The organism is Flavobacterium sp. N2550 (assembly GCF_025947265.1).
GTDB classification, from domain to species: domain Bacteria; phylum Bacteroidota; class Bacteroidia; order Flavobacteriales; family Flavobacteriaceae; genus Flavobacterium; species Flavobacterium endophyticum.
In genome coordinates, this window is sequence record NZ_CP110007.1 from 3,652,785 (window position 1) to 3,676,973 (window position 24,189).

28 protein-coding genes and 1 pseudogene are annotated in these 24,189 nt (G+C 36.7%); 9 read left to right on the forward strand and 20 right to left on the reverse strand.

Annotated features, from left to right (window positions below; genetic code table 11):
- Positions 1-13: 13 nt before the first annotated feature.
- From OLM56_RS16320 to OLM56_RS16330, 3 genes are read right to left on the reverse strand one after another with little or no spacing between them, the layout of a single operon-like run.
- Positions 14-538, reverse strand: a complete 525-nt coding sequence (locus OLM56_RS16320; RefSeq protein ID WP_264527731.1) for a hypothetical protein — start codon at positions 536-538, stop codon at positions 14-16.
- The gene (gene prfH / locus OLM56_RS16325) at positions 525-1,214 is read right to left on the reverse strand and encodes a peptide chain release factor H (protein WP_264527732.1); all 690 of its coding nucleotides are present in this window, start codon (positions 1,212-1,214) and stop codon (positions 525-527) included. The genes OLM56_RS16320 and prfH overlap by 14 nt, the downstream gene beginning before the upstream one ends.
- A gap of 11 nt (positions 1,215-1,225) precedes the next feature.
- On the reverse strand, positions 1,226-2,617 hold the full coding sequence (locus tag OLM56_RS16330; protein ID WP_264527733.1) for an RtcB family protein: 1,392 nt from the start codon (positions 2,615-2,617) through the stop codon (positions 1,226-1,228).
- Between the two features lie 532 nt (positions 2,618-3,149).
- Between OLM56_RS16330 and bshC the strand changes: the two genes are divergently transcribed.
- Entirely contained in the window at positions 3,150-4,748 is a 1,599-nt protein-coding gene (gene bshC, locus OLM56_RS16335; protein ID WP_264527734.1) for a bacillithiol biosynthesis cysteine-adding enzyme BshC, read from the forward strand.
- 107 nt (positions 4,749-4,855) lie between these two features.
- On the forward strand, positions 4,856-5,275 hold the full coding sequence (locus OLM56_RS16340; protein WP_121374845.1) for a nucleoside-diphosphate kinase: 420 nt from the start codon (positions 4,856-4,858) through the stop codon (positions 5,273-5,275).
- 77 nt (positions 5,276-5,352) lie between these two features.
- On the opposite strand, the gene OLM56_RS16345 is transcribed toward OLM56_RS16340, so the two are convergent.
- Together OLM56_RS16345 and OLM56_RS16350 are read right to left on the reverse strand one after the other, a co-directional pair.
- The gene (locus OLM56_RS16345) at positions 5,353-5,649 is read right to left on the reverse strand and encodes a DUF721 domain-containing protein (RefSeq protein WP_264527735.1); all 297 of its coding nucleotides are present in this window, start codon (positions 5,647-5,649) and stop codon (positions 5,353-5,355) included.
- On the reverse strand, positions 5,630-6,070 hold the full coding sequence (locus OLM56_RS16350) for a hypothetical protein (protein WP_264527736.1): 441 nt from the start codon (positions 6,068-6,070) through the stop codon (positions 5,630-5,632). Before OLM56_RS16350 ends, OLM56_RS16345 begins: the two co-directional genes overlap by 20 nt.
- A gap of 103 nt (positions 6,071-6,173) precedes the next feature.
- On the opposite strand from OLM56_RS16350, the gene OLM56_RS16355 reads away from it, so the two are divergent.
- On the forward strand, positions 6,174-7,241 hold the full coding sequence (locus OLM56_RS16355) for a serine hydrolase domain-containing protein (RefSeq protein ID WP_264527737.1): 1,068 nt from the start codon (positions 6,174-6,176) through the stop codon (positions 7,239-7,241).
- A gap of 10 nt (positions 7,242-7,251) precedes the next feature.
- On the opposite strand, the gene OLM56_RS16360 is transcribed toward OLM56_RS16355, so the two are convergent.
- The 10 genes from OLM56_RS16360 to OLM56_RS16405 all read right to left on the reverse strand — a co-directional run bounded on the left by OLM56_RS16360 (position 7,252) and on the right by OLM56_RS16405 (position 13,629).
- A complete protein-coding gene (locus OLM56_RS16360; protein WP_182492453.1) occupies positions 7,252-7,461 on the reverse strand; it encodes a hypothetical protein in 210 nt (69 codons plus the stop codon).
- A gap of 12 nt (positions 7,462-7,473) precedes the next feature.
- Positions 7,474-8,706, reverse strand: a complete 1,233-nt coding sequence (locus tag OLM56_RS16365) for a hypothetical protein (RefSeq protein WP_264527738.1) — start codon at positions 8,704-8,706, stop codon at positions 7,474-7,476.
- 28 nt (positions 8,707-8,734) lie between these two features.
- Positions 8,735-9,670 (reverse strand): signal recognition particle-docking protein FtsY, encoded by a 936-nt coding sequence (gene ftsY / locus OLM56_RS16370; RefSeq protein WP_264529028.1) that lies wholly within the window; start codon positions 9,668-9,670, stop codon positions 8,735-8,737.
- Between the two features lie 185 nt (positions 9,671-9,855).
- Positions 9,856-10,008 (reverse strand): DUF4295 domain-containing protein, encoded by a 153-nt coding sequence (locus OLM56_RS16375; protein ID WP_113988621.1) that lies wholly within the window; start codon positions 10,006-10,008, stop codon positions 9,856-9,858.
- A 9-nt stretch (positions 10,009-10,017) separates the two neighbouring features.
- Positions 10,018-10,200: a 50S ribosomal protein L33 gene (gene rpmG, locus OLM56_RS16380; RefSeq protein ID WP_056069900.1), complete on the reverse strand. Its 183-nt coding sequence runs from the start codon at positions 10,198-10,200 to the stop codon at positions 10,018-10,020.
- A 25-nt stretch (positions 10,201-10,225) separates the two neighbouring features.
- A complete protein-coding gene (rpmB, locus tag OLM56_RS16385; protein ID WP_056069897.1) occupies positions 10,226-10,462 on the reverse strand; it encodes a 50S ribosomal protein L28 in 237 nt (78 codons plus the stop codon).
- A gap of 71 nt (positions 10,463-10,533) precedes the next feature.
- Positions 10,534-11,799: a competence/damage-inducible protein A gene (locus OLM56_RS16390; RefSeq protein ID WP_264527739.1), complete on the reverse strand. Its 1,266-nt coding sequence runs from the start codon at positions 11,797-11,799 to the stop codon at positions 10,534-10,536.
- Between the two features lie 45 nt (positions 11,800-11,844).
- Entirely contained in the window at positions 11,845-12,189 is a 345-nt protein-coding gene (locus tag OLM56_RS16395; RefSeq protein ID WP_182492456.1) for an Hpt domain-containing protein, read from the reverse strand.
- Complete coding sequence (locus OLM56_RS16400; RefSeq protein WP_121374852.1) at positions 12,189-12,800, reverse strand: fumarylacetoacetate hydrolase family protein; 612 nt, start codon at positions 12,798-12,800, stop codon at positions 12,189-12,191. The genes OLM56_RS16395 and OLM56_RS16400 overlap by 1 nt, the downstream gene beginning before the upstream one ends.
- Positions 12,801-12,852: 52 nt before the next feature.
- Positions 12,853-13,629, reverse strand: a complete 777-nt coding sequence (locus tag OLM56_RS16405; protein WP_121374853.1) for a 3'-5' exonuclease — start codon at positions 13,627-13,629, stop codon at positions 12,853-12,855.
- 209 nt (positions 13,630-13,838) lie between these two features.
- On the opposite strand from OLM56_RS16405, the gene OLM56_RS16410 reads away from it, so the two are divergent.
- Positions 13,839-14,789 (forward strand): erythromycin esterase family protein, encoded by a 951-nt coding sequence (locus OLM56_RS16410; protein ID WP_264527740.1) that lies wholly within the window; start codon positions 13,839-13,841, stop codon positions 14,787-14,789.
- A gap of 60 nt (positions 14,790-14,849) precedes the next feature.
- Here the strand turns inward: OLM56_RS16410 and OLM56_RS16415 are convergent, their stop codons facing one another.
- The 4 genes from OLM56_RS16415 to OLM56_RS16430 form a co-directional block, all read right to left on the reverse strand.
- Complete coding sequence (locus OLM56_RS16415) at positions 14,850-16,157, reverse strand: dihydrolipoamide acetyltransferase family protein (protein ID WP_264527741.1); 1,308 nt, start codon at positions 16,155-16,157, stop codon at positions 14,850-14,852.
- A gap of 158 nt (positions 16,158-16,315) precedes the next feature.
- Positions 16,316-17,476: a glycosyltransferase family 2 protein gene (locus OLM56_RS16420; protein ID WP_264527742.1), complete on the reverse strand. Its 1,161-nt coding sequence runs from the start codon at positions 17,474-17,476 to the stop codon at positions 16,316-16,318.
- A 55-nt stretch (positions 17,477-17,531) separates the two neighbouring features.
- Entirely contained in the window at positions 17,532-18,047 is a 516-nt protein-coding gene (locus tag OLM56_RS16425; protein WP_264527743.1) for a DUF4833 domain-containing protein, read from the reverse strand.
- Between the two features lie 99 nt (positions 18,048-18,146).
- On the reverse strand, positions 18,147-18,521 hold the full coding sequence (locus OLM56_RS16430) for a DUF1801 domain-containing protein (RefSeq protein ID WP_319800571.1): 375 nt from the start codon (positions 18,519-18,521) through the stop codon (positions 18,147-18,149).
- A gap of 144 nt (positions 18,522-18,665) precedes the next feature.
- Between OLM56_RS16430 and OLM56_RS16435 the strand changes: the two are divergent.
- Positions 18,666-20,529 (forward strand): annotated as a pseudogene (locus OLM56_RS16435) (ABC-F family ATP-binding cassette domain-containing protein).
- A gap of 8 nt (positions 20,530-20,537) precedes the next feature.
- Positions 20,538-21,371 carry an O-methyltransferase gene (locus tag OLM56_RS16440; RefSeq protein ID WP_264527744.1) on the forward strand — a complete coding sequence of 278 codons (834 nt, stop codon included), beginning with the start codon at positions 20,538-20,540 and terminating at the stop codon, positions 21,369-21,371.
- A 120-nt stretch (positions 21,372-21,491) separates the two neighbouring features.
- On the opposite strand, the gene OLM56_RS16445 is transcribed toward OLM56_RS16440, so the two are convergent.
- Positions 21,492-22,181 carry a hypothetical protein gene (locus OLM56_RS16445; protein WP_121374859.1) on the reverse strand — a complete coding sequence of 230 codons (690 nt, stop codon included), beginning with the start codon at positions 22,179-22,181 and terminating at the stop codon, positions 21,492-21,494.
- A gap of 184 nt (positions 22,182-22,365) precedes the next feature.
- Here OLM56_RS16445 and OLM56_RS16450 point away from each other — a divergent pair, with 184 nt between their 5' ends.
- From OLM56_RS16450 to OLM56_RS16460, 3 genes are all read left to right on the forward strand, one after another.
- The gene (locus tag OLM56_RS16450) at positions 22,366-23,049 is read left to right on the forward strand and encodes an ABC transporter ATP-binding protein (protein ID WP_121374860.1); all 684 of its coding nucleotides are present in this window, start codon (positions 22,366-22,368) and stop codon (positions 23,047-23,049) included.
- Positions 23,050-23,136: 87 nt separating this feature from the next.
- On the forward strand, positions 23,137-23,709 hold the full coding sequence (locus OLM56_RS16455; protein WP_182492464.1) for a cob(I)yrinic acid a,c-diamide adenosyltransferase: 573 nt from the start codon (positions 23,137-23,139) through the stop codon (positions 23,707-23,709).
- Positions 23,710-23,893: 184 nt separating this feature from the next.
- Positions 23,894-24,115, forward strand: a complete 222-nt coding sequence (locus tag OLM56_RS16460) for a DUF2795 domain-containing protein (protein ID WP_022828503.1) — start codon at positions 23,894-23,896, stop codon at positions 24,113-24,115.
- Positions 24,116-24,189 lie beyond the last annotated feature (74 nt).

Here is a 24,189-nt window from a genome sequence, read left to right on the forward strand (position 1 = left end):
CCATTTTATAAAATTATTTTTTTCCTGATTTCTTTTTAGGCTTTACTTTTTTCTTTTTAACCAACTCCATCTTATTCTTAATCCTTTTTTCTACTTCGCTGATTTCAGATTCTGAAGCATAGCAAATAGAATGCAGCTTCGCATTTCTGATTTCTTTTTTTGCTTTCTTGAATTCATGCTGCGCCTCAAACAGAATGGCTTTCTTTATAAAAATCTCGGCTTTACTTATACCTTTAATAGTAAGTGCAAAATCGATTAGTTTCTGCGCTTCTTCATAATCTTCATTTAGGATAAGCGTTTGGATATAATACGGATAGACTTCAAGCGCATGGATATTAATCGTAAAGGCTTCTTCAAAATAATTTTTAGCGGCTTCATAATTCAATAGCTGTTCTGATTGAATTCTTCCGTAAAGGCAAAGTACCATCGTATTTTTAGCATCATAGGAAAAAGCGTAATCTAAAGACTCAATAGTTTCTTCAAGCGAATATGGATAGCTATCCAATGCTTGGAATACATATTTATCAATTGTTTTCATTTCTTAAATCTGTTTTTAATTTCTGGCGCATTCCTTTGTAGCTTTTCTCAATTTTATTCTTCTTGAAATCTGTCCCGGTAAATGTTCTTGTGGGATTACCACGCTGAATGTTCAACTGGTTTTCCCATTGCTTACCGACCTGATTTTTGAGATCTTGCAAAGTTTCGCCTTCTAATTTTTTTAATAATCGTTCTGTTGCCAGTTTTTTGTTTTGGTGCTGCGAACGACTGTCCATTGCCACGACAGCAATTCCTGTCGGCAGATGTGTCGCTCTGACAGCAGAGCTGATTTTATTGACGTGCTGACCTCCTGCTCCTGAACTTCGCATTGCTTGGTACTGGATATCGTTTTCTGAAACTGTCCAATTCTTTTGTGGCTCTATTTCAAAAATTCCGATAAACCAATTCTTGCGTTTGTGCATCTTTCTGAATTGGCTTTGCCCGATCCATTGAATCGTTCCCAACCAAGAATTTGCGAAGGTTGCAGCATTTTTTCCTTTCAAGGAAACTGTAGCTGTCTCGACCGTTCCATTTTCAGAACCTGCCTGTCGCTGCAACACTATAGCTTCGAGTTGCTGTTCTTGTGCTTCTTCCAAAACTTTTTTAAGCACTTGGGCAACTACCCAAGTGCATTCTGCAGGTCCGCGACCCGCCGTTATCTGAATTATTTTTTCCATTTTTTTACTTTTTAACGGTCCATCCTGACAATTTTCGGAGTAAAAGTTCCAAGCACTTCTACCAATTCGCTCTGGTTCGCCATTACCTTCGTAATGTCTTTGTATGCCATGGGTGCTTCATCAATATTGCCTCCAATCAGAGTGACATCATTGGCCTGCAGCACTTTTTTAATTTCGCTTTGCGTAAAAGTACTTTTGCACTTTGCTCTTGAAAATAATCTTCCGGCACCATGAGAAGTCGAATTCAAGCTTTCTGCATTTCCTTTTCCTCTAACAATATAGCCTGGCGCAGTCATCGAACCTGGAATGATTCCTAATTGCCCTTCGGCTGCTGGAGTCGCTCCTTTTCTATGGACGATACATTCCTTGCCATTGACCATTTCTTTCCACGCAAAATTGTGATGATTTTCGATGGTCACTACTACTCTTTTCCCAAGCACTTTGGCAATTCTTCGATGGATATCATCATGGCAAGCTTTGGCATAATCGCCAGCCAGATTCATTGCCAGCCAATATTCCTTTCCGTCATGCGTGTTCAGATCGAGCCAAGCCAAATGCTGTACATTTTTTGGCAACGGACATTGTTTTGTTGCCAGATAGGTATAATGCTTCGCAATATTAGCTCCTAATCCTCGCGAACCGCTGTGGGAAAGAACAGCGAAATACTCCCCTGCTCCTATTTTCCACTCGTCAAGCGGATTATCGATTTTGACTATTCCAAACTCCACAAAATGATTTCCTCCTCCAGACGTACCCAACTGTTTGTAGGCTTTGTCCAAAAGGCGTTTCAACAGCGGAATGTCTTGAAATTCTTGTCTGTAAAACACCTCATGGTCTGCCTTGACCGCATGGGTTTCATTCATCCCAAATTTGGTATGGTCTTTCAAGATAGCTTGTAATTGATGATCTTTCCCTTTCAGGAAGGATGTCGGCAGATCAAAAATCGAAAGGCTCATGCGGCAACCAATATCGACACCAACTCCATACGGAATCACTGCATTGTCTGTTGCTAAAACACCTCCAATTGGCAGACCATATCCTGAGTGCGCATCGGGCATCAAAGCTCCTGCTATCGAAATCGGCAGTTTTAATGAGTCATACAATTGAAACTTGGCCTGCTCATCGATTTCATTTTCTCCAAAAATCGTAAACGGAACTCGCGTCATTTTCAATTGGTGCATTCTCACTTGCACAGGATTTACCAAACCTTCGGCAACTTTTCCCCAAGTTCCGTGACCGCTGAATTTATCTGGATAGAGCAAAACTTCTTTTGCTTCTGCTAGGATGGATTCTTTCTTTTCTCTTTTTCTATATCTATTTATCTGCCCTAAGGCGATATTTATTGAATTGTTTTTTGGAAAGCCTAATTTGATTAGGTCTTTTCCAGATAATTTATTTCCCATAAATTTTGTTGATTCGTAATTTCTTTGTGCACAGCATTGAATCAATTTCTAAATAATTTAAAATGAGACATAAGCGTGCTAAACCTTTTATCCCTTCGGATAAATAATGGAACTGACTTTCGGGAAAATTTTGAAGTATCTAGAATAAAAAAGCCCGAAACTAAATGGCTTCGGGCTTTTTCATATATCTAAAAATGTATTTCTAAGATTGAAATAAGCCACGAAGACGCACCGCACCAAATCCTGTTGGTGAGTAGCTTTGAAATGATGATGTTGATACAAACATTTTTCTTCGTTTTAAAAGTGTTACTAATTTTTCGTGTGCAAATATTTAGAATAGTTTTTGGATTATCCAAATTTAATTGTAAAAAAGTCGAAAGTTTTTAAAGTTGGAAGTCATAAAGTCCCCTGTTTATCGTATTTATCGTAATTAAAAAGCCATTTATCTTTCGACTTTTTGACTTTCGACTTTAAGACTTATTTAATTATTTATGCCTTAATTTTATTTATTTTTACAAAAAATTTCTAAACTATGCCAACCGACTGTATCAGTTATCAAGAATCTGGTTATTTCACATCGCTCATCAACGATTATCTAAATCAAAAACCAGGCTTACAGTCGCTTTACCATCGATTTCCTACTTTAGAAAATTTTGAAAAGCAATTGCTTGAAAAAGAAAAGAATTTCAATTCAAGTGATAATTTGAAGCGAAAAACGTTGGTTTCTGCTTTAGAAAAACAATATTCAAAACTCAATGTTTCTGACTTGACAAAATTGAACATTCAAGCATTGGAAAGTTCTAAAACATTTACGATTACGACCGGGCATCAGCTAAACTTGTTTACTGGACCATTGTATTTTTTATATAAAATCGTTTCGACGATCAATCTTACGAAGCAATTAAAATTAAAATATCCTGAGTATAATTTCGTGCCAGTATATTGGATGGCAACGGAAGACCATGATTTTGAAGAAATCAACTATTTCAATCTTCATGGAAAAAAAGTACGTTGGAATACAGAAAGCGGCGGACCAGTAGGAAGATTGTCTACTCAAGGATTAGAAGAGGTCTTTGAAATTTTTTCTTTGGAACTAGGCATCGGAAAAAATGCGGAATATCTTAAAAAACTATTCCATGAATCCTATGTAAATCATACTAATTTGGCGGATGCGACTCGCTTTCTTGCGAACGAATTATTTGGAAAAACGGGCTTAGTGGTTTTGGATGCCGATACTCCTGAACTAAAAAAGATATTTATTCCTTATGCAAAAGAAGAGCTTCTGAAACAGACCTCGCATCAAAAGGTAATGGAAACTTCCGAAAAGCTAAAAGATTATAATATCCAAGTAAATCCACGCGAAATCAACCTTTTTTATATCGAAGACGATTTCCGTGAGCGAATTATTCTGCAAAACGGATTCTACTATATCAACAACAGAGAACTGAAATTTACGCAATCAGAAATAGTACAACTGCTGGAAAATCATCCTGAAAAGTTCAGCCCTAATGTTATCATGCGACCTCTATATCAAGAAGTCATCTTGCCGAATCTTTGCTATATCGGCGGCGGCGGAGAATTAGCCTATTGGTTGGAATTAAAATCATATTTTGAAGCTTCTGACGTGACTTTCCCTATTTTGCTTTTGCGAAATTCGGTTCTTTTAGCTACAGAAAAATTGGCAAAAAAAGCAGACAAATTAAATCTAACGTGGAAAGACCTATTCTCAAAACAACAAGATTTGATGAATGCTAAAGTGAAAACGTTTTCAGAATTCCCGATTGATTTTACAGAACAGAAAGCATTTTTAAGAAAACAATTTGATGACCTAAACGAAATGGCAAAACAAACCGATAAGTCTTTTATCGGAGCTGTTAAAGCCCAAGAAATCAAACAAATCAAAGGTTTAGATAATCTGGAGAAACGGCTGCTAAAAGCTGAAAAGAAAAAGCATCAAGAAGAATTGGAACGCATAGCTGATCTTCAGAACGAGCTATTCCCGAACAAAAGCTTGCAGGAAAGGATTGTGAACTTTTCTGAATTTTATCTCGGATATGGCGATCTGCTGCTCGATAAATTGTTTGAAGAATTGAATCCTCTGGAGCAAGAATTTAAAGTAGTAGTTCTTTAGTTACTATAATTCAAAACAATACTTAAATTTATATTCCTAATTCTTGCAATTGTTTTTCGTGTTCTGTTAAAAAACACTACTTTTGCGCCAAATCTAAAAAAAATACAATGGCAACGAATAGAACATTCACAATGATTAAGCCTGATGCAGTTGAAAACGGACACATCGGCGGAATTTTAAACATGATTACAGAAGGTGGTTTTAAAATTGTTTCTTTGAAACTGACACAGCTTACTGTAGCTGATGCTCAAAAATTTTATGCAGTTCACAGTGCAAGACCATTCTATGGAGAATTGGTTGAATTCATGTCTAGAGGTCCAATCGTAGCGGCTATCTTAGAAAAAGATAACGCTGTTGAAGATTTCAGAACTTTAATCGGGGCTACAAATCCTGCTGATGCTGCTGAAGGAACTATCCGTAAAAAATATGCAAAATCAATCGGAGAGAACGCTGTTCACGGTTCTGATAGCGATGAAAATGCAGCTATCGAAGGTGCTTTCCACTTCGCTGGAAGAGAGCAATTCTAATTCGAAGCAACCTAAATAAAAAAAATCCGTTTCAAATGAAACGGATTTTTTTATGTTTAATTTTTAGTCTTTTGAATCTATCTAAAAATTATTTCCTTGACAATATCCCGACGAAATTCTTCGTTGATCATTCGTATAATTTTCTCTTTTCCGTAACTCAATTCTTGTCGTAATACCGCTGAAGTAAGTTCTACATATAGCGTGTTTTTACGCAACGTGACATCTTTGGTATAACTGTTCACGCCATTGCCCATCAAAGAAATCCAAGCTTCTTTTACCGCAATTTGATCAATTCCAGGCTGGAGTTTATTGGCTTCGATGATATGCTTCAAAACATCTCCAACCGAACTGTCATTATTTAGTCTCTTCGCCATCTAGCAGGTTTATCGGGGTTGCTTTTTTATATTGGTATTCTATTTTTTGCTGATTAACAATGGTCATCTTATCTTCAGAAATCGATTTTAATTCTTCTTCCCATTTCGCATATTCTGTTTTGTAATCCAGATATATCTTCCCGTCTTTTTCTACAATTTCAACTGCTTCGGAAGAATCATCTGCAAGAAATTTTCCGTTCAACTGTGGACTTACTTTTTTACGAAAGCCTCTATAATTACTGCCAATTTCAAAGAAATCATATGTCGTATTGATTTTATAATCTTTTTCCGATCCATCGGCCAAAATCACTTTTTCGATTTCCCAATAGCCATTCAGTTTTTTAGCATCTTCTTTTGATACTTTTTGGGCGCAGGCCGTAAGCATCAGCGTTGTAAACAGTAATAGAACTCCTTTTTTCATCTTAAAATTTAAAAAAATAAAATTACCACTATTTGTCATGATAAAAAAGCTTCTGGGTTAAACTATTTGGTATTTTTAAAGTCTATATAAGAAACCCTACACCATGAGAAAAATATACTACCCTTTGTTTCTTATCCTTGCTTTGGCCGGATGCAGTTCTGAAAGCAATGAATCCAGTCCGTCTGAATCCTTATACTTTCCACCTTTGGAAGAAAATGCATTATGGGAAACAAAATCATTGAGTTCATTAGGATGGAATGAAAATGCTACAGCACCGCTCCTTTCTTATTTGGAAGAAAAACACACCAAAGGCTTTATCATTTTAGTTGATGGAAAGATTGTGATGGAAAACTATTTCAACGGGCATTCTGCTTCATCCAACTGGTATTGGGCAAGTGCAGGAAAAACGTTGACAGCAACAATGGTTGGAATTGCTGAACAGGAAAACCATCTGAACATTAACGACAAGGTTTCCGATTATCTAGGCCATGGATGGACAAGCCTTCCCTTGGCAAAAGAAAACCTGATAACGAATAAGCACTTGCTTAGCATGACTTCTGGGCTTGAAGATATTGATAATGGTGATTGTGTAGAGCCTGAATGCCTTACTTATAAAGCTGATGCAGGAACACGCTGGGCCTATCATAACGTCTATGTCAAGCTTCAAGATGTCGTGGCAAATGCCGTCTCAACAACGTACAGCAGTTATTTCAATACAAAATTAAGAGACAAGATAGGAATGAATGGCGCTTGGATTCAGTCTGAAAACAACAGCGTTTACTGGAGTACCACCCGAAGCATGGCTCGTTTTGGCCTGCTCATGCTCAATAAAGGGAAGTGGAATAATGAAATGATACTGAATGAAAATTATTTTAATGCCGCGACAAACACGTCTCAAAATATCAATCTAGGGTATGGATATTTATGGTGGCTAAACGGAAAATCCAGTTATCATCTGCCTCAGACGCAGCTACAATTTTCTGGAAGTATAATTCCGGACGGCCCAAATGACATGTTTATGGCATTAGGCAAAAATGACCAGAAAATCTACGTAATTCCTAGTCGGAAGATGGTCGTAATTCGAATGGGCGATGCGGCCGACAACGTCAATCTGGCCTTATCTGATTTTGATGAAGTCCTGTGGCAAAAAATAAATGCGCTAATTAATTAGCGCATTTATTTTATTTCTTTTTTGCATTGACGTGTTTCTTATTTCCAGAGCCTCCTTTGATAAGATTCCGAGCTGCCATAAAAAATGCGGCCCATCCTAAAAACACAAATAAATAATAGATTGCCTGTATCTTGCCTTCAAAAAATCTTGATATAAAAATCAAGAGCACGAACAAGATATAAAGATGTAGCGGTTTTACATTTTTTATTGAAAAGGCCATCGTCAATTTTTATTAATTGAATGTATACTTAAGATTTAAGCCAATTCGAGAAAATTTAGAAGAGTCATCACTTCTTGTATTTCCGAATAAATTTCTGTTTGTATCGGCTCTTAAATCGATTCCGAATTTATTGTTAAATGTATATCCGACTCCAAAATTAAAAAAAGTATTGCTGCCAGTAGCATATATATTTGTTATTGTTCCAGTTCCACTAGCTTCAGGAAAATTGATATTATACTCGACATCATTAAATGGCATATTGATTCCGATAGCTCCATCAATAAAAATCTTGTTTTTATTATTCAGGATAAAATTATATCTACCTCCTATATTCAAGTTAATAAAATCAGACTCTAAAGAATAATTATTCTCTTGTCTTGAGCTACCTGTCAAATTATTTGCATATCTTGATTTACCAGAATAATTCTCATATTCAGCACGAATAAAAATTTCAAATTTTTCAGAAGGAAACACCAATCCTATTTCTCCTCCAAATCCAACAGTAGTTTTTGTTTCTTTTTCAGATTCTCCTACAGCAGATTCTACTGCAAAACTAGATTGATAAATCCCTACTATGGCACTGTATTTGAATTTTATCTTCTTGCCAGATTTATTTCCATATATGATTGATGCCTTGTTTTTACAAGCATTATACTTTTCAAAGATTTTTAAAATACCTTCTTTTCTGTATCGTAACTCTACAAAATCATTTATTTGCAAAGTTTCACATTTCATTATACTATTTAGCTGGTTTCTGAAATAAGTATTCTCAATAATTCCATGATTTTCGTTTTGCTGATATTTTCTGTAAATCAATTGCATTGCCCCATCATTTGAGTTTTCAACTTCATAGAAAAATTTTGTGCTTCCATTTTCATAATAAGAATACAATGTAATCTCACCTTCAGAAAGCACATTCAAGAACAAATCCTCATTAACTAGAATAGGTTCCTTAGCAGTATTGATTTCATTAAATGTTTTATCGTGCTTGACAGATTTCTTTATGAATTTATAATCATTTTCAATACCATACTCAATCGTATTATTTTTATCGATTGGTTGATAGTCATCATTCTCAGAAACTTTATATTTTATAGAGGAGTTATCGATAAAATCAGCATCCTTAAAAAGAACTTCAGTCTTCTTATTATTTTTATCGATTAAATATCCTTTTTTGAAATCTTGCGCAAAAACACACAGATGAGAGACTAGGCCTAGCAATGCTAAGGAATGTTTTAATTTCATTTTTAAGTTAGTTAAGTATAGTTAAAGATTATTTAAAAAACGAATCTACAAATTCTATTTTATTAAAAACTTGCAAATCTTCAATCCCTTCTCCTACGCCTATATACTTCACAGGTATTTGGAACTGGTCTGAAATTCCGATTACAACACCGCCTTTTGCAGTTCCGTCTAATTTAGTTACAGCAAGAGCTGAAACTTCAGTGGCAGCCGTAAATTGTTTGGCTTGTTCAAAAGCATTTTGGCCAGTAGATCCGTCAAGAACTAATAAAACATCGTGGGGAGCATCGGCTACGACTTTCTGCATCACGCGTTTTACTTTTGTCAATTCGTTCATCAAGTTTACTTTGTTGTGCAGACGTCCGGCCGTATCAATGATTACGACATCAGCATTTTGAGAAACTGCGGATTGAAGGGTATCGAAAGCTACAGAAGCCGGATCGCTTCCCATTTGCTGTTTTACGATAGGAACCCCAACTCTGTCGGCCCAAATCTGCAATTGATCGATAGCTGCAGCACGAAAAGTATCGGCAGCACCAAGAACAACTTTGTACCCGGCTTTGTTGAATTGATGCGCCAGCTTTCCAATGGTAGTTGTTTTCCCAACTCCATTGACTCCGACAACCATCAAGACATAAGGTTTTTTATCTTTTGGTATTTCAAACTCTGTGGCTTCGCCAGAATTTGTTTCTGATAATAATCCTGCAATTTCTTCACGAAGGATTTGATTCAGCTCGTCGGTCCCGAGGTATTTGTCATTGGCAACACGCTCTTCGATTCTTGTGATAATTTTCAGGGTCGTATTTACACCTACATCTGATGAAACTAAGATTTCTTCTAGATTATCAAGGACTTCATCATCAACTTTTGATTTCCCCGCTACGGCTTTGGTAAGCTTTGAAAAGAAAGAGGTTTTTGTTTTTTCCAGACCTTTATCAAGGCTTTCTTTTTTTTCTGATGAAAATATTTTCTTAAAAAAAACTCATTTTTTTTGATTGGTTAGATTTTGCGGCTATCAGATTTTATACATTCTAACATTCCTAGAACTTAAAGAAAACGACATGATTCCTCTTCTCTAAATTTCAAGACAAATATAAAAATAAAAAAGCTACTTCCGAATGAAAGTAGCTTTTCTATATAATGTCTGAATGATTATTTCTTTTTCAAGAACTCGTCAACTAATTCAGGAGCCATAACGCTTTCAACGAAAGTGTAAGCACCAGTCTTAGGAGATTTTACCATTTTGATAGCTTTTGTTAATCTCTTAGAAGCTGTCTGTAAGGTTGCTACGGTTTTCTTTGCCATGACTAATAATTATTTAATTTCTTTATGAACAGTTACTCTTTTCAAGATTGGATTAAATTTTTTAATCTCTAATCTGTCTGGAGTATTTTTTTTGTTCTTTGTTGTTATGTATCTTGATGTACCTGGTTGACCACTAGTTTTGTGCTCAGTACATTCTAAAATTACCTGGATTCTATTACCTTTCTTTGCCATCTTGCTATATATTATTTAGGAAGGATTATTTAATAAATCCGTTAGCTTTAGCTTCTTTCAAAACCGCAGCAATTCCGTTTTTGTTGATAGTTTTTATTGTAGATGCAGCTACTCTAAGAGTAATCCATCTGTCTTCTTCAGGAAGATAAAAACGTTTTTTAACTAAGTTTACAGAAAATTTTCTCTTAGTCTTGTTCATCGCGTGGGAAACATTGTTTCCAACCATCGCTCTTTTACCCGTAAGGTCACAAACTCTTGACATTATGCTTATCTTTTATCGTTATTCAAAATCAGGGTGCAAAGAAACAAAAAAGAAACCTTTATACAAAATAATTAAAGTAGATTTTTTAAAATTTCTTTCTGAAGCATTTCAAAAGCCGTATTTACCGCTCTATCAATGACTTTTTCGCGCGGTTGGCCAAAGTGGAATTCTTCGCATATTATATTATTTGGAGCTGGATTTGGCGTTGCCAAAGCAATAAAAACCGTTCCTACTTCCGCCGGCGAATCTCCTTTTTCTGGCCCTGCATTTCCTGTAGTAGCAATGGCATAATCGGTTTGAAGCAATTTTTGAGCTCCAAGCGCCATCTCAATAGCTACTTCTCGGCTTACAACAGAATACTTTTCAATCAGCTCTTGCGGAACTTTTAAAATTTCGGTCTTTACTTCGGTTGCATAACTCACTACGCCTCCTTTAAAGTAAGCTGAGGAACCTGGAATTGAAGTCAGCAATTGGGCTATTTTGCCTCCTGTACAGCTTTCGGCAGTAGAAACTGTCATTTTATTTTTCGTCAGCAATCTGCCAAGAATCACTTCTAAGGTTTCGTTTTCATCATAGCCTACGATGATATCGCTTATAATCTTTGAAAGCGAATCCACATTTTCTTCAATGGCATTTTGCAGAACCTGCTCGTCTGTTCCTCGCGCAGAAAGACGGAGCCTCACTCTTCCGGGGCTTGGTAAATAGGCCAGCTTTATAAACTCAGGAAGATTGTTCTCCCAGGCTTCAATTCTTTCGGCCACAAGACTTTCTCCTTGTCCGTAGGTAAGTACGGTTTTATGAATAATAAACGGACGTTTATATTCTCTTACCACTTTTGGCACAACTTCATTTTCGATGAGATATTTCATCTCGTAAGGAACGCCTGGAAGAGAAACAAACACCGTATCTTCTTTTTTGAGCCACATTCCCGGCGCCGTGCCAACTTTATTGTACAACACAGTCGCTTTTGACGGAACAAATGCTTGGTCTTTGTTTATTTGGGAAATTGGACGTTTGTAAAATCCTTCGATTAATTCTGTCACATGAGCAAGAACCTGTTCATTTACAACCAATTCATCTTCAAAATAGTCGCAAAGCGTTTTTTTGGTGATATCATCTTTTGTCGGACCTAAACCGCCGGTAATAACAACCAGTTCTACTTGGTTCTGAAGGTGTTTCAGCGTTTCTAAAATATGATCTCGGTTATCGCTGATGGAAATTACCTCGTGGATATCAATCCCTATTTTGTCTAGAGATTTTGCTATAAAAGCAGAATTGGTATCGATAATCTGCCCGATCAGGATTTCATCTCCTATGGTTACAATAGTTGCTTTCACAGATATTTTTGATTTTGGATTGCAGACCTGAGAATTTTAAACGAACTAAATATTAAAATCCTTACGGATTTCTTTAACCGCCTTCTCAACCCTATCTGCTATACTTTTGTAGGTTTCTTTGATTTCTTTCTTTTTTCCCTCGCGTTTTGTCCAATCTTCAATCAAAAGAATTTCTTCAAAAGCTACTGTCATTCCAAGCAAATCTAAAGTTGGCTTGATCTTATGGGCATAACCATAAGCCAGCTTATAGTCTTTCTCTTTTATTCCTTTTTTGACATTTTTCAAGTCAGCCGGAACCTCAGTTACGAAAAGATTTATGATGTCTTGGACAAACTCGCTATCGTTATCCGAAATCTCATAGACTTTTGCTAGATTGTAATGTATAGCCATTATTTTACTTGTATTCTAAATAATTTATGTCCTTCTAAAAATCCTTCCAGAATATCATCTGGATTGACTCTTTCAACTCCTTCTGGCGTTCCAGTGAATATAATATCGCCGATTTTCAGCGTAAAATATTGCGAAACATAAGAAATAAGTTCGTCAATCTTCCAGAGCATGTGGCTTGTATTTCCAATCTGGACTGGTTTTCCATTGTTGGTCAATTCAAATGTAAGATTTTCTAGAGAATTGAATTGCGATTTTGGCAAAAATTCTCCAATGACCGCCGAACCGTCAAACGCTTTGGCTTTTTCCCACGGAAGTCCTTTTTCTTTTAGGGTTGCTTGTACATCGCGTGCCGTAAAATCGATCCCTAAGCCGATCTCATCATAATATTTGTGAGCGAATTTAGGCTCTATATGTTTTCCTACCCTATTTATTTTGACCAAAATTTCGACTTCATGATGAATGTCGTTGCTAAATTCCGGAATAAAAAAAGGAAAATTTTTAGGAAGTATTGCAGTATCCGGCTTTAAGAAAATTACAGGCTCCGAAGGTTTCTCGTTTTGCAACTCTTCGATATGCTTGGTGTAATTTCTTCCGATGCAGATTATTTTCATAAACTCAATGTTCTGTTTTCACATTCTAGTAAAAAATCGCAAACGGATCTTACTAGCTTAGTTTGTTATTCAGTTTTCTCAGCTTGATAGCCGTCAACACTTTTTTAGTATATAACGGAAAGTCTGCATTTTGTATCCATCCAAAATAGCCTGGCTCAGCCTCAAGGACTTTTTCAACCTTGGCGCCTTTGTGTTTTCCGAAAGTAAAAATTTCCTCGTTGTCTTTGTCTAAAGCGATAAAACCTGCAAAATCAACTGATTTTTTTCGTGTCGTATATTCCGAAAGCGATTTCATATCATGAGGAAGATCTTCATAACGAGTCAACTGCGCTTTTAATATTTCATAAGTCGCCATAGTGTCGGCTTCTGCAGAATGCGCATTTTCAAGGCTCTGTCCGCAATAAAATTTATAAGCAGCACTTAAGGTTCTTTCTTCTTTTTTATGGAAAATTGTCTGGATATCTACCGCAACACGGTTTTTCATATCAAAATCAACTCCGGCACGCAATAGCTCCTCTGCCAATAAGGGAATGTCAAATCGATCTGAATTGAATCCGGCCAAATCCGAATCTTTTACCATAGTGTGAATCGTAACGGCCAGTTCTTTAAAAGTCGGCTCATTCGCTACTTTTTCATTGGTAATTCCATGAACAGCAGTAGTCTGCGGCGGTATAGGCATTTCTGGATTTACAAGCCAGGTCCTGCTTTCTTTATTTCCGTTTGGAAAAACTTTAAATATTGATATTTCTACAATCCTGTCTTTACAGATATCGATTCCTGTGGTTTCGAGGTCGAAAAAACAGATTGGTTTTGTCAGTTTAAGTTCCATCTTCTTGTTTTTATGGACTGCAAAGATAACGGTTTTTGCATTGAATTTCCGTTCAAAAGTTTGCTGTTTATGATATAGACAAACATCAAAACCTTTTATTGTCAGCTTCTTATTTTCAAGAGTCTTCAAGAATTTATGAAGAAAAAAACTACTCCTTCTAAGTTTTTCATTAGATTTACTTTTTGCCTCGGGCAATTAACAACTCTGATATGAAAATAAAAACAATTGTCGCATTTGCTCTTATCCTTTCAAGCCTTTCAGCCTATTCACAAGACAAAAACTTGCAGTGGATTAATGAGAATGCAGTTTCTTTAGCTGAAAATCATTCCTCTGATACCACTTTTTCATTTTTGGATTCGGAATTAAAAGAAAATACTATTCTAGGATTAGGAGAAGCTTCGCATGGAACGCACGAATTTTATACCCAGAAGGCACACATCATTCAATATTTAATCACGAATAGCAATTATAAGCTAATTGGCTTTGAACTCACACAAGCCTACCTCAAGCCTATTAATGACTATCTCCAAAATGGAAACGGAGACCTGAAAGGACTTATGAAAGACCTCATGCTGTACAATACTCAGGAAATTTTCGAACTTTTTCAATGGGTAAAAGAATACAACCAAAAACAGACGCCTTCTAAAAAAGTAATTTTTTTTGGATTTGACAGCGAAGATTTTTGGCATGACCCTCTTACACGAGACAAAAACATGGCCGAAACAATTATTAAGACACAAAAAGTCGATAAGCTGAAAACAATCATCTGGAGCCATAACGTACACATAGCAAAAGACAAAACCATGGCAGAAGTTGAGGCAATGGGCGGTTATCTAAAGCAAGAATTCGGTTCTAAATACTATGCTTTGGGTTTTGACACTTATCAAGGAACCGTAAACGTAATCGCGGAAGGAAAAATTGCAAAACATAGTTTTGATTCCGATCCAAATACATTTTCTGGATTGTTTTCTAAAGCAAAAACAGGCAACTTTTTTCTTTCTTTTCACAAAAAATCTAATCCTTTTTTGCAGAATAAAAACAAAATCACCAACATCTATTCGGTATGGACAGAGAGCAGAGCCTTGCCGATACAGCCAGGTTTAGATTTTGACGCTATTGTATTCGTTCGCGAAACTACTGCATCTTTTATCCTTGAATAGAACACAGTTTAGGGCATAAAAAACCTCTCGCTTGAGAGGTTTTTTATTTATAATGGATTCTTAGAAATCTCTATTGACATCAAAAGCTTCAAGATAATCGGCAACGCGTTTCACAAAGCTTCCTCCTAATGCGCCATCTACAACACGGTGATCGTAGCTGTGAGAAAGGAACATTTTTTGACGGATTCCGATAAAATCGCCTTCAGGAGTTTCAATAACCGCCGGTACTTTTCGGATAGCTCCAAGAGCCAAAATTCCTACTTGTGGTTGGTTGATAATCGGCGTTCCAAAGACACTGCCGAAAGTTCCTACATTTGTAACTGTGTAGGTTCCTCCTTGCGTATCGTCTGGTTTTAGTTTTCCTGCTTTTGCACGGTTTCCTAAATCATTCACCGCTTTTGCCATACCTACAAGGTTTAGCTGGTCAGCATTTTTGATTACAGGAACAATCAGGTTTCCGTTTGGCAAGGCTGCCGCCATTCCAAGATTGATATTTTTTCTTTTGATGATAAAATCGCCATCAACAGAAATATTCATTCCTGGGAAATCTTTCAAGGCTTTCGCCACAGCTTCCATAAAGATTGGCGTAAAAGTCAGCTTCTCGCCTTCTCTTTTTTCGAAAGCATTTTTCACTTTATCTCTCCATTTCACAATGTTCGTCACATCAACTTCGATAAATGACTGAACGTGAGCCGAAGTCTGAACTGAAGCGACCATATAGCCTGAAATCAGCTTGCGCATTCTGTCCATTTCTACAATCTCATCGCCTCCGTTTACTGAAACTGGAACCGCTGCTGTAGCTTTAGGCGCAGGACTGCTTGGCGCAGAAACTACCGGAGCTGGAGCCTCTTGGCTTGTTCCTTTAGTTTCTTTTCTTTTTGCTACATAGCCTAATATATCGTCTTTTGTTACTCTTCCATCTTTCCCAGAACCATTGATCGATTCTAATTCAGCTACAGAAACTCCTTCTTCTTTTGCAATGTTTTTTACTAAAGGTGAAAAGAATTTTTCTGAATTGGAGAAATCTTGCGGTGTCGAAACAGCTTGCTGTGCCGCTTCTACCGTTTTTTCAATTACGGCTGCTGAAGCTGGCGCTTCTTCTTTTGGTGCTTCTACAACAACACCTCCTGATACTTCGATATAAGCGATTGTCTGACCGACTTTTACAACGTCGTCAACATTGAAAAGGATTTCAGACAAAACTCCTGATACTTCAGAAGGCACTTCAGAATCTACTTTATCAGTAGCAATTTCAAGTACTGCTTCGTCAGCCTCAATTGGATCGCCTACTTTTTTTAGCCAGTTGGTAATGGTTGCTTCTGCAACGCTTTCTCCCATCTTTGGAAGTTTCAATTCAAATTTTGCCATATTGTTAACCTAATGGTGAATTTTTATTTTCTGCTTGCAAAATTAGTGATAATTTTTAGGCTACGCCAAGAATTATATAATTTTACGATACTTTTTTCAAACACAAACGCACAAATTTATTCTAAATTTGAAGCGTTAAGAACTTAATTTTCATCATTTTAAAATCGAACGACTTCTCCTCTGTCGTTATTGCTATTGCTTCCAATAATGAAATCAGATTTTTTAGGCAGGATTTTAAAAGTCATATTTTTGTTTTTGTGCGCTTCCAAAACGGAGATGCACTCCTTGAACGTAAGATGATTGTTATCAAGAATTACTTCTACAGGCTCCTTATCCGAAAACGTTTGCGAAAATACTGCTTTTTGGTTTTCAAATTTCTGGATTTGGATATTTTTTTTCAGTGCAACTCGCAATTTTTCTTTAAGAACTTGGTCATCTGACACAAAAATATAACTTTCCGGATTAATTTTAGGTCTCGATTTTCCTTGAAACATTTTTATGAAAGAGAAGAAAAGCATTCCAAATTTCATAAAAATCGAGAAGAAAATCGAGGACTTCATATTCTTCTCATAAAACAACTCCATTCCTTGCTGGAAACGCTTCATGTAAGTTCCGTCTTTTACGGTACTTTCTCCTTTATAGTGAATGATGCTGGTTTCGTGAAAATAATAATTTGACAACCCTTTCTTTAGCACCGAAAACGAAAAATCAATATCTTCTCCGTACATAAAATACCGTTCGTCAAAGCCTCCTACTTCTTTGTAAAGTTCTCGTTTCAGCACCATAAAAGCACCAACTAAAACAGCAACCTTTCCTGTCTGATTTTCTGTAATATGCCCTGCATAATAACGTCCGAATACATTTGACGAAGATGCCATTTTATAAAGTCCGGATATTTTCGTGAAGGCTACCCAAGGCGATGGAATTCCTCTTTTTGATTCTCGAAGAAAGTTTCCTGTCCCATCAATCAGCTTGCAGCCAATAATACCTAAATCGGTTTTGGTTCGGGCAAAGGCTAGGATTTTTTCAAACGTATCTTCGGCGACAACAGTATCCGGATTTAATATGCAGATGTATTCTCCCTTAGCTCTTTCAACTCCTATATTATTGCCTTTGGGAAAGCCAACATTTTCCTTGTTTTCAATCAGGATTACCTCCGGAAAACGTTCTTTTATCATCTGACAGCTATCGTCTGGCGAATTGTTGTCGACAACGATAATCTCCGCCTCAAGTCCGCGAATAGCTTCTTGGACGCTCAGAATGCACTGCTCGAGAAAATAACGGACATTGTAGTTGAGAATGATAACGGATAACTGCATTGAGCAAATATAAATAGATTTTTAGATTGCTCCATTAGGAATAGCGAGATTCGTCTCACTTCATATAAAATCGTTCTTTTATCTCTTTCTTGGATTCGGGGTCGATGCCATAAAAATCGATATATTCTACTTTAGGTTTCAGGCTTTTTGATTCTTCCATCGAAAGAAACATCTTGTTGAGAATCATTTTCTTGCCATTGACAGTAGTTTTTACGTGCGGCTTGTCTTTAGGGCCAAGTTCCATGTAGAGCTTTTTGCCTGGATAGGAAACTAGCGAAAACTCATAGTGATTCTCTTTTAATTTTTGGATTTCTATGCCATAGGCCAGCTTTCGCTGTAATTTAGTGAGTTCTTCCTTAACGCCGCCTTTTGTATAAGCAATCCTATGAATTTTTATAGGTTCAACGTCATCGAATCTTTTATTTGTAAAATTAGCCTCATAAACAAAGGTGTTATGATTCTGGCTGTGCTGTATATAGAATAAGTGATTGTCAGCCATTGCAGGCGTTGGATAACCTTTTTGCGCTTGCATACTGATTGAAATAAAAAGCAGTAGGTATATTTTTTTCATTGTATTGCAATTAGTTAGCATCACGAATATACTAAATAGTTAATAATGTAAGTTTTTTTCTATTGTTAAAACTTAATCAGCCTCTCTCAATTAAAAATATCATTTTAACTTTATTTCTCCAGAAGCATACAAATTGATTGCTTTTTTCAAAATAGCCTCAATAGTTTCTATCGGCAAGTCTTCATTTGGATCAAACAGCATGATTTTCATCCTTGAGCGTTTTTCGACAATCAATTTGGGATGATCCAAGCGTGTGCCTTCTACCATTCCCAAATAAGGTTGCTTGTATTTTTTATGTATCCACAAATAACAGAACATTTTTTGCTTGTAGCAGAAGAAAGGCATCCCATATTTCAGCACATTCGTAATTTCAGCATCCTGCGAAAGGATAATATCCTTCAAGGCAAGAAGGCAGCTACTAAAGGGCTCCTCTTGTTTTAGGTAGAAATTATCTATGTCCTTTATTTCGTTCATATCCAAGTTTTCAACATAACCTGCAATCAAATATATCAATTTATAAATAACCTTTTAGAGTAGATTCTTTTAAGAGACGCCAGTTTTAAATCGACAATAAGTTATTTTGGTTTTAAAAAGTTACTTTTGCAAAAAATTTCTACCGTGAATTACTTATCTGTTGAGAATATTTCGAAATCTTTTGGGGATCGCACGCTTTTCAAGGACATTTCGTTTGGAATTAATAAGGACCAGAAAATTGCTTTTATCGCGAAAAAACGGTTCGGGCAAGACATCAATCATGAAAATTATCAATGGTGATGACGAACCAGATACAGGCCAAGTGGTAATTCGAAAAGATATCAAGATGGCCTTCTTGTCGCAAGACCATAACCTCCAAGACGAATTGACGATTGAAGAAAGTATTTTTGCTTCCGACAACGAAACTCTTGACGTAATCCACCAATATGAAAAAGCATTGGAAAATCCGGAAGATGAAGAAGCCTATCAAAAAGCTTTTGACCGCATGGACCAATTCAACGCATGGGATTTTGAGACGCAGTTCAAACAGATCCTATTCAAGCTAAAGCTGGAAGATTTCAGACTCAAAGTAAAAAATCTCTCCGGTGGACAAAAAAAGCGTTTGTCTCTGGCTATTATTTTGATCAACCGTCCCGACTTATTGATTCTCGATGAGCCTACCAACCACTTAGATTTAGAAATGATCGAATGGTTAGAAAGCTATTTTGCCAAAGAAAATATTACGTTGTTTATGGTAACGCATGACCGTTTCTTCTTAGAGCGCGTCTGCAATGAGATTATCGAACTTGACAACGGAAAATTATACCAATACAAAGGCAATTATTCTTACTATCTAGAAAAGAAAGAGGAGCGAATTGCTTCTGAAAATTCAAGTGTCGACAAAGCGCAGAATCTTTTCAAAAAAGAATTAGAATGGATGCGCAGGCAGCCAAAAGCGAGAACTACCAAATCCAAATCGCGCCAAGATGACTTTTATGTAATCAAGCAAAAAGCAGAAAGCCGACGCAAGGAAAACAAGGTAGAGCTTGAAATCAACATGGAACGTATGGGAAGCAAAATTATTGAGCTTCACAAGATTTCAAAACGTTTTGGCGACAAGGTTATCCTAGACAATTTTAGTTTCGATTTTCAGCGCGCAGAACGCATCGGTATTATCGGAAAAAACGGTACTGGAAAATCTTCTTTCCTAAATTTATTGACCGGAACCATTCCTCTTGACAGCGGGAAAGTGATTGTTGGAGATACGATAAAAGTCGGATATTATACCCAAAGCGGTATCAATCCAAAACCTGGCCAGCGTGTTATTGATGTCATAAAAGAATACGGAGAATATATCCCACTGACGAAAGGAAAGATTATTTCGGCTTCGCAGTTGCTAGAGCGTTTCCTTTTTGACAGCAAGAAACAATATGATTATGTAGAAAAATTAAGCGGAGGCGAATTAAAACGATTGTATTTATGTACCGTTTTGATTCAAAATCCAAACTTCCTGATTCTCGATGAGCCTACGAATGATTTGGATATCGTAACTTTAAATGTACTGGAAAGCTTCCTTTTGGATTATCCTGGATGTTTGCTCGTGGTTTCACACGACCGTTATTTCATGGACAAAATCGTAGACCATTTATTCGTATTCCGTGGTGAAGGCGTGATTGAAGATTTCCCTGGAAACTATTCTGACTTTAGGGCGTATGAAGACAGTGCCGACGTACAGCAAAAAGAAGACAACAAGACCGAGAAAAAAGCCTGGAAGCAAAATAATCCGACAGGAAACCTGACTTTTAACGAGCAGAAAGAATTCCAAAAAATCGAACGCGAAATCAAAGATCTGGAAATCGAAAAATCCAAAATCGAACAGCTATTTTCTGATGGAAAAGTCGCAGACGCCGATATTGAGAAAAAAGCCAATGAGCTTCAATCTATAATTTCGAAAATCGAAGACAAAGAAGAACGATGGTTTGAGCTTTCCGCCAAAATGGAAGGCTAATTAAAAGCATGCATATCCTAACTTCATATTTAAAATTTCTATGGAATTCAAGCAATGCGCACGGAGTTCATTCTCCGTTTGTATTTGATTTGGTTCGGAAATGCTTTTATGACACAAAAAAATATGGTGAATACAAAACCTTAAAAAAATACCGCGATTCACTTTTAGAAAATAAAAACACGATTGAAGTAACCGATTTTGGATCTGGCTCAAGAGTATTCAAGTCTAACATTCGGGCTATAAACCAGATTGCTAAAAATGCAGGAGTTTCTTCTAAAAATGCTCGGCTTTTATTTCGTATCGTGTGCCATTTTCAGCCTAAAAACGTCTTAGAAATAGGAACTTCGCTCGGATTAGCGACTTCTGCGCTAGCTTTAGGAAATTCCAAAGCAAAAATTACGACTTTAGAAGGCTGTCCTCAAACGGCGAAAGTAGCTCAGCAGCAATTTCAAGACTTCAACTTTAATGTGACTTCTGTCGTAACTAAATTTGAAGCGTATTTGGAATCTGAAAACATCCAATCCGCAACCTACGATCTTATCTATTTTGACGGAAACCATTCAAAAGAAGCCACATTACACTATTTTGAAGCCTTGCTTCCAACAATTGCGAATAATACCGTCTGGATTTTCGATGACATCCATTGGTCTTCTGGAATGCAGGAAGCCTGGGAAACTATAAAAAAGCATCCGAAAGTAACCGTTACGATTGACACGTTCCAATGGGGATTGGTCTTTTTCCGAAAAGAACAAGAAAAAGAACATTTCATATTGCGTACTTCAAACTATTTTGTAGTGAACAGCATTTTAGGTATCCGAAAGCTCTGGGGACTATTGCCTTAATTATTTTACAACGCCTTGGTCAGTTCTTCGGTCATGTTAGAAAGCCCTGCAGTTAAAACCATTACAAATAAAAAAGACTGCCTTTTACAGCAGTCTTTTTCCAAACTCAAATAACTATTTTTATTCTTTTGCTTTCTGGTTTTCTTCAGCTTTCGCTCCCATTCTTTCCCATTTGAATTTTGGAGCAAATTTAAATTTCAGTTCCGCTATTTTCGCGTTGTCTTTAGAAGAAAGACCTTCTTTTTCAACTTTATTTTTATGCGCATCTAAAGCTTCATACATTGCCTTGATTTCGTCAAAATCTTCTCTTGAATAAGTATCTTTATTTTTATCGAACTCATTATAGAAATCATTATAGACTCTCAAGATGTTATCCTTGTTTACCCAAGAGAAATTCATGTCTTCTCCAATTTTTCCAGCGCCAAAATAAGCATCTCTCAATAATTGTTTTTTATTTGCTGGCTGGCTCGCTGCCGCCGCTTTCGCTGCTTCTGCATCTTTGGCCGCTTCAGCATCTAATTTTGCTTTTAGCTCTGCATATTTTGCTTTTGATTTTTCAAGCCTTGCTTCGGCAGCTGCTTTATCCTTTAGCTCGGCTAGGGCCGCTTCGGCTTCGGCAGTTCTTTCATTATAAGAAACTTCAATAGTTTGCCAATTTGCTTTTGCATCGGCTACCGCAACATTGGTGACAGAGTCTACATATTTTTCATATGACCCTACAGTCATTTCGGCTTGTTTTTCGCTTTCACTCTTGCAAGAAACAAAAGCAATCGCAATGATTGCTCCTAAAAATAAATTAATCTTTTTCATAAGTTAATGGTTTTAATTAAAATTGTTCTTATAAATTTAGCTATAAAAAAAATAAAGCTAGTATTTGAGTTAATTTTTTATGAATACTTTAATATAAAAATTTCTCATTACCTTCTTTTCTTTAACGATCTGACGACTAAACCATTTTATAAAAATTCATTACTTTTAGACTCAAATTAAAATTATGTCATTAATCAAAATCACCAATATAAAAAGAGACTTTGTCCTCGGAAACGAAATTATCAACGTCCTCAAAGGAATCGACCTTAATATCTCGAAAGGAGAATATGTTGCGTTGATGGGACCTTCGGGCTCTGGAAAGTCTACGTTGATGAACCTTCTTGGCTGTCTTGACACTCCAACATCAGGGCAATACATCTTAAATGGAAATGACGTAAGTCAGATGAGCGATGACAATCTGGCCGAAATACGCAATAAAGAAATTGGGTTTGTCTTTCAGACCTTTAACCTATTGCCAAGAACGACGGCCTTGAACAATGTGGCACTGCCTATGATTTATGCCGGCTACTCAAAATCTGAACGTCTTGCAAGAGCAGAACAAGTATTAAAGCAGGTAGGTCTTGGTGACCGAATGGACCATGAGCCCAATCAGCTTTCTGGAGGACAACGTCAGCGTGTTGCTGTTGCCAGAGCTTTAGTTAACAAGCCTTCAATCATTTTGGCAGACGAGCCGACTGGAAACCTTGACAGTAAAACTTCTGTTGAAATCATGAACCTTTTTAATGAAATCCATGCCAACGGAAACACCGTAATCTTGGTGACTCACGAAGAAGATATTGCGGCCTATGCCCATAGAATCATAAGGCTGCGTGATGGATTAGTAGAAAGCGACAAGCCAAACAAATAGAATAGCAATAGCAAAAACTCATTATTTAAGCTACATTTCCTTTAGGAAACAATAGTTTTTGTCCGACACGCAAAATCAAAAAACACAATGAAAGTATATACAAAAACAGGAGATAAAGGAACTACCGCCTTGTTTGGAGGCGACAGAGTTCCTAAGCACCATATCCGAATTGAAAGCTACGGAACTGTCGATGAACTTAATTCCCATATCGGGCTTATTCGTGACCAAGAAATAAATACACATTATAAGGACATTTTAATCCGAATTCAAGATCGGCTCTTTACTGTCGGTGCCATTTTGGCTACACCGCCCGAAAAAGAAATCTTGAAAAACGGAAAACCAAGATTAAATATTCCCAAAATAATCGAAGGTGACATACAATTACTTGAAAATGAAATTGATGATATGGAAAACGCCTTGCCGCCCATGACACATTTTGTGCTTCCCGGCGGACATACCACTGTGTCATATTGTCACATTGCGCGCTGCGTATGCCGTCGTGCAGAACGCCTTTCGGTACATTTAAACGAGCTTGAACCTACCGACGAGCTCGTAATTAAGTACTTAAACCGACTTTCTGACTACCTTTTTGTACTGGCACGAAAGTTGTCCTACGACCTTAAGGCAGATGAAGTGAAATGGATTCCTGAAAAACAGTAATCCTAGTGCAGACGGAGGTTCCGGACGGCAGATTAAGATTAGCAGACAATATAAAATCTGAAATCGCATATCTAAAATCAGGCAACTCGAAAAAACGTTCTTGACTTTTTTAAAATAAATACAATTTTACTTGACTATTTCAGTAAAAAAATTATTTTTGCATAAATTATTAAATCGATATCAGATGTATTGGACATTAGAATTGGCATCCTATTTAAGTGATGCGCCGTGGCCTGCAACCAAAGACGAACTTATCGACTATGCTATTAGAGCTGGAGCACCATTGGAAGTAGTGGAAAATCTTCAGTCTATTGAAGACGAAGGTGAAATCTACGAATCAATGGAAGAGATTTGGCCAGATTATCCAACTGACGAAGATTATCTTTGGAATGAGGATGAATATTAAAAAATAATAAACACAACGAAAAAGTCTCACTTGAGGCTTTTTTTTTGCTTAAATTTGCAACATTTTATAAATAG